Here is a 12958-nt window from a genome sequence, read left to right on the forward strand (position 1 = left end):
GGAACCCTGTAGGACTTACTTAAAGCAACGACGGTGTAGGGCTTTTTTGGTCTCAGGTGGTTGTCCAAATCCACCGACACTAAAGAGGCACACCATCATTGCCCACGTGCGGACAGGGAACTCCCTTCCATAGCGAGGCAGACTTCGCAAGTTCCGGTAGGCGCCGGAACTATTCAGTTCGCAGGTAGTCCGCGTCACGCGCCTCCACCGCGCCAAAACGCATCAGGTATCTGCAGCTGCCATATTCGTGGAATGGGAGAACGCCCCAATGGCAACGCAGCGTATTATTGATTTTCTTGCTCAGAACCGACCAGAAGGCCCGTGCCTTGTTGTCGATCTTGACGTGGTTCAGCGTAACTACGAAACCTTTACCCGTGCCCTGCCGGATTCGCGCATTTTCTATGCGGTCAAAGCAAACCCGGCACCGGAAGTTCTAAGCCTGCTTGCCGATCTTGGCAGCAACTTTGACACTGCCTCTGTCGCTGAAATTGAAATGGCGATGGCTGCTGGTGCAACGTCCGAACGCATTTCATTTGGGAATACGATTAAAAAAGAACGCGACATTGCGCGTGCTTATGCCCTTGGCGTTCGTCTGTTCGCCGTTGATTGCGTCGAAGAAGTCGAAAAAATTGCCCGTGCTGCCCCGGCATCGCGCGTATTTTGCCGTATCCTGACCGATGGCGAAGGTGCTGAATGGCCGCTGTCGCGCAAGTTTGGGTGCGCGCCTTCGATGGCGCTCGAAGTTCTTGAGCATGCGCACCACATGGGCCTTGATGCCTATGGCGTGTCGTTCCATGTCGGATCGCAGCAGTGCAATCTTGATGCGTGGGATACCGCCCTTGGCGAAGCATCCATGATCTTCCGTACCCTGGCCGATAAAGGCATCAATCTTCGCATGGTCAATATGGGTGGGGGCTTCCCGACCCGTTATCTCCGCGATGTACCGAAAACCGAAGCCTATGGCACCGCGATTGTTGACGCGCTTCACACCCATTTTGGCAATCATATGCCAGAAACCATCATTGAACCGGGCCGCGGCATGGTTGGCGATGCGGGCGTGATCAAAGCTGAAGTGGTTCTGATTTCGCGCAAACATGCCGATGATCCGGTGCGTTGGGTTTACCTTGATATCGGTAAATTCGGTGGCCTTGCCGAAACCATGGACGAAGCCATTCGCTATCCGATCACGACCCTTCATGATGGTGGTGATGTTGCCCCGTGCGTTCTGGCCGGCCCGACCTGTGACAGTGCAGACGTGCTGTATGAAAAGAAACCTTATGACCTTCCGCTCGCATTGACGATCGGGGACGAGGTTCTGATCGAAGCAACCGGTGCCTATACCACCACTTATGCATCTGTGGCGTTCAACGGCTTTTCGCCGCTGGCGTCCTATATCATCTGACCCCGTTCGGGAAAGATCAGGCCAATGATCATTATTGATCGCGAAGGCACGCATTCGCATATTGAACGCGAAAAGCTGCTTGATCGCGTGATGGGTCAGGCGCGGTTCGGGAAATCGTCAGAAATCCTGCGCCGCAATCGGCTTCCGGCGGACGGTCTTGCGTTTGTTGCCTTTGACGGCAAACACATGATCGGCACCGTTCGGTTGTGGAATGTTAATGCCGGGAACAGTGGCCCTGCCCTGTTGCTGGGACCGTTGGCGGTTGAAAAGGCCTATAACGGGTCTGGTGTCGGGGCGGGTCTGGTCTATGCCGCCCTCAACGCTGCGCAATCAAGCGGCCACCGTTCGGTTCTTCTGGTTGGCGATCCGGACTATTACGCCCGCTTTGGCTTCCATGCCCAACCGGCAAACGGGCTTTTGATGCCCGGCCATTTTGATCGTCATCGGTTCCAGGCGATCAATCTGGGCAATGAAGACGTTCTAAGCGGGTCACAAGGGTTGCTTTGCGCAACCGGTACGATGGCCCACTAAGAACGCCAACAGCAAACACACCTTATCAATCCCGGACCAATCCCGGCACGGTTAACCCTGTGCCGGGATTTTTATATTGCCGTATACACACGGTCTGCATGCAGTCGCATCACTCGGCCAATACGGTTATTTTTGCTTTACAGCTCCGGTGTGCTGCCTATTCGCACACCCTCTTCATTGACTGTTTTTCTCAAGACAGTGTTGCAAACCACACCTCAAAGTAAGATTGTAGTGAATGTTATCTTCGCGCTTTAGTCGCAATAAAAACTGCGCTGGTGCGAAGAATTCTTAAGGTCGCATTGCAAGTATATGCCCCACGCACAACCTGTAATACATTGATCCTAAATCAATCTTCCGAAGCCGTATGTAAACCTTGATTTTTTGGATACCAGAATGCTGCATGAACTGAAACAAGCCGTTTTTCGTCGCACCAGCATGCCCGTCACTTTGGCTGCTATGACAGTTGCGCTTCTGGTTCTGGGTTTTAATTATTATGTTCATTTTCCGTTGGCACAAAACGCCGAGCAACGGGAAATAAGATCCCTGTCGACGCTGCTTGCCGGATATGCAAGCCAGGTCGAAGAACAAATGATCGGGGTGGAAACCACCCTGACGGCCTTGGGCAGCATTGCAAATGACCAGCGTTATTCTGCGCGTGAAAAGCACCTTCTTTTGAAACAGGCGGCCGACGCATTGGATATCGTGCGTGTGTTTGGCATTACCGACGTCTATGGACGTATAGTACATTCATCTCGCACATTCCCGGCACCTGACGTCGATCTTTCACACCGCGATTACGTTCAATATTTCCTCGACGGTGGCACAAACCAGCGGTTTCTGTCCGGGCCTGTCAAAAACCTTGTTGACGGAAGATGGCAGATATCCCTTGCACGGGCCATTAATGGACCGTCCGGTGAACTGGTTGGGATTATTTCAACCGTTGTTGACCCCGGTACAATGATTGACCGCATTGCCAAGTCATCAATTGATGTTGATTATATCACGCTTCTTGACCGGAATTTCGATCTTGTCGCCCGAAAGCCTGCAAAAGACGACATGATTGGCAAGTCAATGGCCAATGCAGAGATTTATACAGATGTCGCCAATGCCCCGGATGGATTTGTTGCCGATATCTATGCCAATGTCTTTACGGATCAAGTCCGCTTCGGCGTAGCTCAGCGTGTGTTTGACAATTCTTTGGTTATATCCACCTCAAGACCCTATGAAACTGCCATGCAGAACTGGACAGTATTCTCGACCGGAATTTCGGTCTCCTCTGCGGTCCTGCTGGTCTTTATGATTGCCATTTTGTGGTTCATTCAACTGCGTACAATTGCAACGCAGCGATACAATGAAAAGCTGCAACTGGTGAATAACGAACTCGAAACATCCCGGGCCAATGCCGAAAAGCTCGCCAATATCAAAGAAGATTTTTTGGCCAATATGAGCCACGAAATAAGGACGCCAATGAATGCGATTTTCGGCCTGACACAATTGTTGAAACGCACATCTTTGCAACAGCAACAACATGAATATGTCCGTCAGATCGGTTTGTCAGGGAAATTTCTTCTTGGTGTTATCGATGAAATCCTGACTTTCTCCAAGATACAGGCCAACGAACTTGTTATCGATAATGAACCGTTTATCCTGCCAGATGTCATTGATAATGTCGGTTCAATCATGTCGATGTCGGTTAATGATAAACCAATTGAAGCGGTAATTGATGTCGCGGCTGACGTGCCAAGGTCAATTATCGGCGATAGCCACAGACTTCAACAGGTTTTGGTTAACCTGATCAGCAATGCCATCAAATTCACAGAAGCAGGACATGTCAAATTAGAGGTTCACACCGAAAACAGCGCAGACCCGTCCGCGCAGCTATGCTTTGTAATTTCTGATACTGGTATCGGCATTCCCGAAGAGACCCAGAAACATATTTTTGACCCCTTTACCCAAGCAGATGCATCGACCACACGGAAATTTGGTGGTACAGGCTTGGGGCTTGCCATTTCTCACCGCCTTGCGAAAGGCATGGGCGGGCACATCATGCTGACCAGTCAGCCGGGTGAAGGTTCGACATTCACCCTTAAAGTACCCTTGAAAATCGGGCCGTCTGACATTGCCCCTGCTCCTGTGTTTAACAGGAAAGAAAACCTTCGGGTCCTGATTGTCGATGACCAAATACAAACTCGTGATGCCCTTAAAACCATCGCCCAGTCATTGTATGTCGATGCCGACACAGCAGCGGATGGCAAAACCGCAATTGATATGCTTGTCAATTCGGCGAAACCGTATGACATTCTGATGATTGACTGGCAAATGCCCGGACTGGACGGCCTGGCAACGATTGACAGCATCCCCGGCGATCGATTGAAGAAAATGCCCGCCGTGATCATGGTCACCGCACATGAACGCGAGTTACTGGCACAAATCAAAAACACTGCAAAATATGAACTTCTGACCAAACCTGTTACCGGGTCTTCTTTCTTCAACGCGATTATCGCAGTCAGCAACCCCGATGCCACAATGCGCCCAGGCAGTGCCTCACAAAGCAACATGTCGGAGAATACCCTAGACGGATATCATGTCTTGGTCGCCGAGGATAATGCCGTCAACCAACAGGTTGCGATGGGCCTTTTGACGTCGCTGGGGGCGGAAGTATATATTGCGGAAAATGGCATCGAAGCCATTGACGCTGTGGAAAAACACAACTTCGACATCGTTCTGATGGATATTCAAATGCCTGAGATGACCGGGCTCGAAGCCACCCAGCATATCCGCGCATCGTACCCGGATTTGGATTTGCCAATCATCGCGCTAACCGCTGGTGTTCTGGAAAATGAACAACAGAAATGTCGTGAAGCCGGAATGAACGATTTTGTCGGTAAACCGTTTGATTTTGAAATGATTATTTCAAAAATTCTCAAACATACGTCACAGAAAAAAAGTTCTCCTCAGCCCTCACAAGCAGACGAAGTGTCCGATACGGAACTTTCAAATTCTCAAAGCAAGGACGACTTGCCAATTGTGGATGAAAGCCGTGGCATAGCGCTTACCGCAGGCAATGTTGAACTTTACCGTCGTTTATGCGGTCTTTTCACGCCACAAGCCCAAGATTGTCAGAAACACATCCGGTCTGCTTTGAACGAAAGAGACGGCAAAGCATTGGCCGAGCAACTGCATATCATGAAAGGCTCATCCGCCCAGATTGCGGCAATGCGTATTGCCGAAATGTCTGCAAATCTCGAACAGCTTGCTCTCAGCGGCCAGCTTGATATGGTGGAAGCAACAATCCCTGAATTTAACAACATCCTGACTGAAACCCTTGAACGTCTGGAGAACATCTTGGCGTCCACGAATGATGGTTAAGCGTTTGCCTGTCGGGTGCCGGACATCTCGGCTATTGCGATGTTTCTGTGTTCAGTTTTTCAAGACGAAGCAACAATTTTTCTGAAGCTGCAAGACGCGCACTGATAAGCTCCGACAGCTGAAGGTCAAGGTCTTTAATCGCTTTTGCCGCGTCGACAGAATTGTCTGCGCTACCGTCGAGGATAGCCTGCAAGTTACCCTCATAATGTTTGAACCTATGCGCATCCGCTGCAGCACCAATCACCGATAACATCCCGCCAACCGCATGTGCCTCGCGCACGATGTCTTTCCAGTTTTCTTGATCTGGCTGCTTTTCCAATTGTTGCAACAACCTGCTTGAGTCATCGACAAACGTCTCTAAAGACTTGATATATGTCGATACTCTGCCTTTGAAGTGTTGATCTATAACGTCAGTATCAAAGCCCAGAACATCTGCCGCTTCTGCGAATTCAACCGACACAGAACGTTCACCCCGAGAACGTTTACGCTGCTTTGCCCGACTAACATGCTCGGACAATGCACCAACGATCTCGCGCATTACGAATGGCTTTATGATGACGTCATTTGCCCCTGCCTGAAGACTATGATGGTGTAGTTCCGAAGTACTGTTTGCCGTCATCATCAAGATCGGGATATCCCCATATCCAAGCTCCCGAATACGGCGGACTGCGTCAAACCCGTTAAGATCAGGCATCTGCACATCCATCAAGACAACATCGATATTGTCACGGTTGTTTTGAACTTTGCTGATTGCTTCATAGCCCCCCGATGCCGTCAGAACCTTTGCGCCGTTGCGCACCATGAATTCTTTGGCGACTTCCCGGTGCATCTGGTTGTCATCAACAACAAGAACGGTATTGCCCGTCAAAGTTTCCACACCATCATGGGGTATGCCGACACGATCAGCCGGAACTTGAATATGTGCCGTTGCATCAGCCACCGCGTCAAGCAACATGCTCAGTGTCACAGGTTTGGTCAAAAATCCGTTCAAGACACGACCACGATCTTCGATGTTTTTTGAAAGGAACGACCGATTGTGGGAGGAAATCATAACAATGATTGGAATCTTACCGCTATGTTGTAGCTCGCGCACTTGCTTGCTCGTTTCCCATCCATCCAATCCGGGCATCCGCCAGTCAATCAGGATAACGTCATATGTTTCCCCGAATCCCTGCTTCAGTTTGATCATATGTAACGCAGACTCTCCAGATGCAGCAACATCGACATCCCACCCCAAAACAGACGTCAATTGTTCAAAAACAGCGCGAGAAGCTTCGTTGTCATCAACAATCAAAGCCCGCAAGTTCTTCAAATGAGACGGAACAACCAAACCAGAATTAAAAGTATGAACTTCAGTTACTGGCGCGCGAAACAGCACACCAGAAAAATCAAGATGTCGGTGCCCCAGGAACAACTGCCCACCCGTCTGAGACGCAATACGTCGCGCAATTTCCAGATCAAGATTGATCCCACCATTTGTTTCAACCTCAACCATCCCGTTGGACATTACTTCAATGCTCAGTTCCGGTTGCGAGACGTCATTTTCTATCAACCGAACCCGAATCAAAACCGTCTTGCCGACCTGGCCTGCCAGAACATGTAAAACAAGGTGAGAAACAATTTTTGTCATCAGTTCTCTATTGCACTGAACTGACTTGGCAACACTGTGATCCGTATCAAAAAGAATCTCGTTCTCTTCGATGTCCAAACGTCGGCCCAGCGAAAATGAGACATCATTCAAAAGCTCATCCAGACCAAAACTTTTCATCTTTTTCGCTGGATCCACCTCATCAAGATCCAAAAATGAAACCAGTGAGTCCAGACGGTCGACAGCCTCGTGGCAGACTTTTTGCAGACTGGTGATATAGGGCTTCCCTTCAGCATTACTGCCGCGAACATCCAAGATATCGATAATCCCTGACGCATTCTGAAACCGCGTGCGTAGATCATAATTCAATTCGCGTAGAAGAACTCTATCATCATCATGTAAAAGAACGTTCTCACGCACATCCGCCGAAAGCGGCTCAAAAGATGCCGGAATTTCAACGGGCTCGGGGGTAATGACCGCTAAAATAAGTTTTGCTTCTGTTGACACATTATCGATGGGAACAAGCATAATACTTCCCGTGATTTTGTCTTCGCCATTCAACAATATTATCTGGTCTTTGGATAAAATGCCTTCTGATCTGGCAAATTTTTTGTCATCGGCTTTGGGTAACTGCCCAATTTTCCTATTCTCAACAAAATCAAGTTCCAAACCGACGAGAGCATCGATTGGCAAACCAAACACTGTCCGGGCGGGTCCATTACTGGCTAATATTTTTCGGTTTCCACCCAAAACAAAAGCAGGTGCCGGAATACCATTAACGTACTCTTCTAACTCACCATTGGAAAAATGTGATTTCTCTTGGCTACTGTCCGCAGAACGATGTGAATTCATACGAAATGCCGCATAGAAAGCCAGCACTGCCAGCGCAATAATACACCCGGTGAGAATGCTATCAGCAACCGAGAACCCGGAAATCTGGGCACCTAGGCCAACCAATGTCACAGCAATAACTATTCCCAACAGAATGTCTTTTTCGCTGTTCGTACTGTTTGGCATTAGCCGCCCCTCCTGACACACAATTGGGAAACGTGTTAAATTTAGAAAACCAACCCTCAGGTTATAGATTGGTAAGATCACCTATAATTTTAAGAGACTAGAAAGAATAGGTTCGGCTTATACCTCCCGGCAAAGATCCACTCAGGGACAGAAGGAGCATGAGCTCAGCCCTAAGGGGTTTGACACAGAAAAAAATCTGCGGTCAAACACCTAACGCCTGCTATGAGAAAAAGATCCGAATCACGCTAAAGACAGACTGGAGTTAACCAGTCCAACATTAGCAGGTGCTTTCAGACAACCAGCCAACAAACACCCCATCCTGTTCAATCCGTTTATGGCTGAAACAGTTACCGTTCGGATAAGCACCACTTGCCGGGGTAAAGCGCACATCTTCTTCACCCGGCAGGATATTGGTGGTTGCCTCAACCAATTCTGTATGGACGGTGCCCATGCCATCGGATGGCACCAAGCAATCATAACGCCCGCCATTGCCATTGATCGTCCGAACCCCAACCATGCCGTGGTTCATCGGCCATGCTTTAAGCACCGACACAAGGTCACCGGAATTCTGGGAAATACAGGCCGTGATGGCAGGCATCATTTCATCGAAATACTGCGTCCAGATGCCATTACCTTCTGCCTTAAGGTCATTTACCGTCACAATCGGAAAGTCACCGGGGGCCAAGGCAAGACTGACCGGACTTGCCGAAACCGCGCAATGAGTTTTGCCCAGTGATGTGTGCCAGATGGCATCTTCGCCCTTGCCGCGCAATTCATACATTTCATTGCCATATCCATATCCGGATCCGGTGGAAATACGAGTAAGAGCAAGCGGTTCGCGACCGGGGAATTCGACAATCGCGCGTTCTGCCTCTTTATCAAAGGACACCGAAAAACGGCTTTGATCGTCACAGACAAATATTCTTGATCCCGCAAGCGGGGTTGGCTTGGTGTTGAACTGTGCCAACATTGCATCAATGCGGCTAAGTGCGACTTTGCTTTGCGATAGTGCGCCGCTGATTTCATGTTCATCCGGCGTGCTTGCAGCGCCATTGACCGTTTTTGTGCCGCTGGCAAAGCGGCCTTGGGCGAATTCAAGTTTCAGACTGTATTCAAGCGGCGTGTCATCATTGGCCCCGCCGTAATTTACCCGCTTTGCATTCTCAGAAAACTGCAACAACTGGCCATTGCGGTAATAAAGCTTCACATCCGATGTGCCAAATTTGCCAAGATCGCGATGTTCATCAACCAGAAGCGGTTCCCCGTCGGGCGATACATAGGCCTTATAGGTTACCGTATGATCACTTGCGGCATACTGACCGGGAATAACCCGCATATCAGGCAGGCGGGCTTCGATCGCGGCAACATCGCGCGAAACATCGCTGCCATCGGTTTTACGGGCACCGTCAGATTGTGCGGTGGTAATCGGGCGGACCGTGATGTCAACATCACCTGGCGCATCGCGGGTCAGGACCGGATACATCTTATCATTACGGAACAAGACATTGTCATTTTTCGTGACGATTGTTGCTTCGATTGCATAGGTAAAGCGCGGGTCAATCTTGCTGGCATCATAGGACAGGATAAACACCATCGGTGGATTGCTGACCGGCTGGCGCAAAGATGCGATTTCAACGGACGGCGCATCGGCCCGCGAAACATCAAGCAGGCGCACGACAAGGAATGTGCTATCGGGTGAAAGGACAATCCGTTCACGATAACTGACCGACCCGGTCACCGTCGTCGTATCGGATTGCAGGCCGGCACAGCCGGACAATATGCCGATCATGCCGATTGCACAAAGCGTCCTTACCCACACGCTTGTGAAGAAATTAGGTTTCATTCTGACCCCGGTTTGCTCGTATTTTGGCAATGGCGCTTATATTGTGCCCTTAATCGTGCCGCCAAACATACCGAAAACCAAGGCCAAAAATAGGCAAGGTTCTGTATTTGCCCATATTTAACCCGATTGCCCCATCAAAGCCCGACTTTAACCACCAGGATCACGCCTTTTGCGCCGCATCACATCACAAGATGTTTTGGATATGCGCAAAAGGTTCGAGGCGAGAAAGTCTCCCCACCACTAAAACCGCCCTACCCGATGCTCAGGCGGTTTTTTGGTCCTTAACCGGCAAACCGATAACAAGGCTGTCCGGCAACATCCGTCTGCATTGAAAGGAGAGCCCCTTCTAACGGGTTACCATTGCCTTCCAATCCGACTGCGGCGGATGTGATATAAAGCGTTTTCATATCCGGGCCACCAAACACGCAACTGGTCGGCTGGGTTACCGGCAGATCAATGATGCGATCAACACCGCCTGCCGGGTTAAAGCGGATCAAACATCCCCCGCCCCAGCGCGCATTCCAGATATAGCCATCCGCATCCATTGCCGAGCCATCCATATTGCCCCGGTCCTGCGGACCAAAGAACACACGTGGATTGGATGGCACCCCGGTTTTCATATCAAAATCATAGACATTCAATGTGTCTTTGATCGTGTCACCAAAGAACATCTTTTTGCCGTCGGCCGACCATAAAAGCGTATTGGAAATCCCGATATCAGAGAAAAACCGCACCGTTTCCCCATCTGCACCGACCCGGTTGAGCGTCCCGGTCGAAACCGTAACCGGCAAATCTTCGCCGTTCGGGCCAATGTTGTTTTCCATAGTGCCCAACCAAAACCGTCCAGCCGGATCAACCCGGCTTTCATTTGATCGATTGCCCGCATGATCAGCATCGGGTGCGGCAAATGGGGTTGTTTTCCCACTATCGGCATCAAGAAATGCCAGCCCATCAGCAAGGGCAACCAAAAGACCATCATTTTCACGCGGGACAATGGCGGCAACTGGTTGATCAAACGTCCAACTGCGCGATCCGCCGTCATTTGGACGCAGCGCATAGGCGGTCTTGCCGACAATATCGACCCAATACAAAACACCGTCTTTGGCATCCCAATGCGGTCCCTCGCCCAATGTGCAGCGCAGGTTCGGCAATACGGTTTTCACGTTGGCCATGGTTTCTCCCTGAATGTTTCGCGTCGTTTTCCGCGTTACCTTGTCCAGTCTTTTCCAGTGCGCAAAGGCACAGGTGCCAGATCAAAAATCGTTAATTTATATTGCTACCCGGAATGGTAACTCCTGAAAAGTCATTTTGTATGATGATTGGGATTCATGTTGATTTTTTAACGATATGCAATCGCAACTCGGTTGCATTTATCGCAAGTAATTGATAGGCATTCTCATATTGGGAAAGCCGTGATCCGCAACCGACACAGCGCGTTACGATCAAAGCATCACCCTTTACTGATTTTGCGAGTTTCCAGAACATGTTCGATTTGAAAAACGTCTGCTTTAAAAGCGACGGCAAGACCCCCAAAACGCTGCTTGATGACATCACGGTCAGCTTTCCGACCGGATCGTTTAGCGCGATTGTGGGCCATAACGGATCGGGCAAAAGCACGCTTCTGAAACTGCTGGCGCGTAAAAACAAGGCCCATTCAGGCAGCATCGAACTTGATACGCAGGTTCTTAGCAATCATGGCACACGCGATTTTGCGCGCAAGGTTGCCTATCTGCCGCAAAACCCGGTTGTTCCACCGCATCTAAGTGTACGTGAACTGGTGGCCTTTGGCCGGTATCCATGGCGCGGCGCATTTGGCCGGTATCGCGCCGAAGACCACGCCAAGATTGATCAGGCAATGGAAATGACCCACGTGACGGGCTTTTCTGACCGGCTGGTTGCCAGTCTGTCGGGGGGGGGAACGCCAACGTGTTTGGTTGTCGATGCTGTTGGCACAAGACGCCCCGATAATGTTGCTGGACGAACCAACCTCTGCCCTTGATGTCGGTCATCAACGCGACATTTTGCAACTGGTCGCCAATCTGAAAGATCAGATCAATCTGACCGTGATTGCCGTTTTGCATGACATTGATATGGTCGGTCGGTTTGCCGACCATATTCTGGCACTTCGCGCCGGACGCACCTGTTGGCAGGGTGCTGCACATGACTTCATGCATAACGCTGTTTTGCGTGACATTTTCCAAACCGAAATCAACGTTATCGCGGTGCCCGAAAGCAACCGTTTCGTCAGCTATGTTGCATAGGAATGTAAAGATGCAAAAGTTCTCGATTGGTCGAATTTCGGCCATCTGCATGATTGCGATGGGTGGCTTGGCACCTGTATCGGCCGGGGCAGAAACATTTACCCATGAAATGGGCGAAGTAAGTTTCGATACCCCACCAACCCGCTTTGCCGCATCAAACTGGTCGCTGACCGAAAGCCTGTTGGCACTGGGTATTGATCCGGTTGCCATTCCAGAATCAGATGCCTATCGCATCTGGGTGGTGGAACCGGAACTGCCCGCGACATTTGCCGATCTTGGCACCCGCCGCGAACCAAATTTTGAAGCGCTTCGCGAAAGCAAACCCGATGCGGTCCTGATCAGTTCCGAAGTCGCCATGGCCTATGACAAATTATCGGAATATGCCCCGACACTGGTCTATTCGATTTATAATACCAATCTCGACCAACCGGCATTGGACCGGGCCGAGACATTGCTGCGCAATCTTGGCAAGCTCACCGGAAAATCCGACACTGCCGAAACTGTCATCGCATCGGTGAACAAGCGCATCCAAGCAGCAGGTGAACGCATTCGTGCATCGGTTGGCGATGATGCAACATTCGCCATTGTCCGCATCCTTGATGACGCCCATTTCCGCATTCATGGCAAAAATTCGTTGTTCGGGTCTGTCATGGCCCGGATGGGCTTTGCCAACGCATGGACAGGGGATGTGAACGGCTGGGGCTTTCACAATGGCGATGTGTCCGACTTGGCCAAACTGGGTAACGTTCAATTTGCCCATGTTGAACCAGTTCCACCGGCCGCAAAGACAAAGCTGTTTAATTCCGCCATCTGGAAGGCCATGCCATTTGCCCGCAACGGGCATGTTTATGAAGTCGCATCAAGCTGGACCTTTGGCGGGGTGATATCGGGTGCACGGTTCGCCGAACAGCTTGCCGATGCTGTTATTGCCGCCAACGGATCGTAAA

General features: G+C 50.3%; 9 protein-coding genes. 6 read left to right on the forward strand and 3 right to left on the reverse strand.

From position 1 onward, the window contains the following. Positions 1-268: 268 nt before the first annotated feature. The 3 genes from ACQ0MK_RS11090 (at position 269) to ACQ0MK_RS11100 (ending at position 5302) form a co-directional block, all read left to right on the forward strand. Complete coding sequence (locus tag ACQ0MK_RS11090) at positions 269-1402, forward strand: type III PLP-dependent enzyme (protein WP_430472635.1); 1134 nt, start codon at positions 269-271, stop codon at positions 1400-1402. A gap of 24 nt (positions 1403-1426) precedes the next feature. Next, positions 1427-1933, forward strand: a complete 507-nt coding sequence (locus ACQ0MK_RS11095; RefSeq protein ID WP_430472636.1) for a GNAT family N-acetyltransferase — start codon at positions 1427-1429, stop codon at positions 1931-1933. Between the two features lie 393 nt (positions 1934-2326). Continuing rightward, positions 2327-5302, forward strand: a complete 2976-nt coding sequence (locus ACQ0MK_RS11100; RefSeq protein WP_430472637.1) for a response regulator — start codon at positions 2327-2329, stop codon at positions 5300-5302. A gap of 31 nt (positions 5303-5333) precedes the next feature. Here the strand turns inward: ACQ0MK_RS11100 and ACQ0MK_RS11105 are convergent, their stop codons facing one another. The 3 genes from ACQ0MK_RS11105 to ACQ0MK_RS11115 all read right to left on the reverse strand — a co-directional run bounded on the left by ACQ0MK_RS11105 (position 5334) and on the right by ACQ0MK_RS11115 (position 10922). Next, complete coding sequence (locus ACQ0MK_RS11105; protein WP_430472638.1) at positions 5334-7907, reverse strand: response regulator; 2574 nt, start codon at positions 7905-7907, stop codon at positions 5334-5336. A gap of 277 nt (positions 7908-8184) precedes the next feature. Next, complete coding sequence (locus ACQ0MK_RS11110; RefSeq protein ID WP_430472639.1) at positions 8185-9750, reverse strand: YbaY family lipoprotein; 1566 nt, start codon at positions 9748-9750, stop codon at positions 8185-8187. Between the two features lie 281 nt (positions 9751-10031). Further along, positions 10032-10922, reverse strand: coding sequence for an SMP-30/gluconolactonase/LRE family protein (locus ACQ0MK_RS11115; RefSeq protein ID WP_430472640.1), 891 nt, complete (start codon positions 10920-10922; stop codon positions 10032-10034). Positions 10923-11233: 311 nt separating this feature from the next. Between ACQ0MK_RS11115 and ACQ0MK_RS11120 the strand changes: the two genes are divergently transcribed. From ACQ0MK_RS11120 to ACQ0MK_RS11130, 3 genes are read left to right on the forward strand one after another with little or no spacing between them, the layout of a single operon-like run. Next, entirely contained in the window at positions 11234-11749 is a 516-nt protein-coding gene (locus ACQ0MK_RS11120) for an ABC transporter ATP-binding protein (RefSeq protein ID WP_430472641.1), read from the forward strand. Further along, positions 11718-12011, forward strand: coding sequence for a hypothetical protein (locus tag ACQ0MK_RS11125; RefSeq protein ID WP_430472642.1), 294 nt, complete (start codon positions 11718-11720; stop codon positions 12009-12011). The genes ACQ0MK_RS11120 and ACQ0MK_RS11125 overlap by 32 nt, the downstream gene beginning before the upstream one ends. A 10-nt stretch (positions 12012-12021) precedes the next feature. Further along, positions 12022-12957, forward strand: a complete 936-nt coding sequence (locus ACQ0MK_RS11130; RefSeq protein WP_430472643.1) for an ABC transporter substrate-binding protein — start codon at positions 12022-12024, stop codon at positions 12955-12957. Position 12958 lies beyond the last annotated feature (1 nt).

The sequence above is a fragment of the Thalassospira lucentensis genome (genome assembly GCF_050516545.1).
Taxonomy (GTDB): domain Bacteria; phylum Pseudomonadota; class Alphaproteobacteria; order Rhodospirillales; family Thalassospiraceae; genus Thalassospira; species Thalassospira lucentensis_C.

What these genes read in the sequence shown, in the direction of transcription:
- ACQ0MK_RS11105 (WP_430472638.1), bottom strand. Translation starts at nt 7,907, where the DNA reads ATGCCAAACAGTACGAACAGCGAAAAAGACATTCTGTTGGGAATAGTT.
- ACQ0MK_RS11110 (WP_430472639.1), bottom strand. Translation starts at nt 9,750, where the DNA reads ATGAAACCTAATTTCTTCACAAGCGTGTGGGTAAGGACGCTTTGTGCA.
- ACQ0MK_RS11115 (WP_430472640.1), bottom strand. Translation starts at nt 10,922, where the DNA reads ATGGCCAACGTGAAAACCGTATTGCCGAACCTGCGCTGCACATTGGGC.
- ACQ0MK_RS11130 (WP_430472643.1), top strand. Translation starts at nt 12,022, where the DNA reads ATGCAAAAGTTCTCGATTGGTCGAATTTCGGCCATCTGCATGATTGCG.
- ACQ0MK_RS11125 (WP_430472642.1), top strand. Translation starts at nt 11,718, where the DNA reads ATGTTGCTGGACGAACCAACCTCTGCCCTTGATGTCGGTCATCAACGC.
- ACQ0MK_RS11095 (WP_430472636.1), top strand. Translation starts at nt 1,427, where the DNA reads ATGATCATTATTGATCGCGAAGGCACGCATTCGCATATTGAACGCGAA.
- ACQ0MK_RS11100 (WP_430472637.1), top strand. Translation starts at nt 2,327, where the DNA reads ATGCTGCATGAACTGAAACAAGCCGTTTTTCGTCGCACCAGCATGCCC.
- ACQ0MK_RS11120 (WP_430472641.1), top strand. Translation starts at nt 11,234, where the DNA reads ATGTTCGATTTGAAAAACGTCTGCTTTAAAAGCGACGGCAAGACCCCC.
- ACQ0MK_RS11090 (WP_430472635.1), top strand. Translation starts at nt 269, where the DNA reads ATGGCAACGCAGCGTATTATTGATTTTCTTGCTCAGAACCGACCAGAA.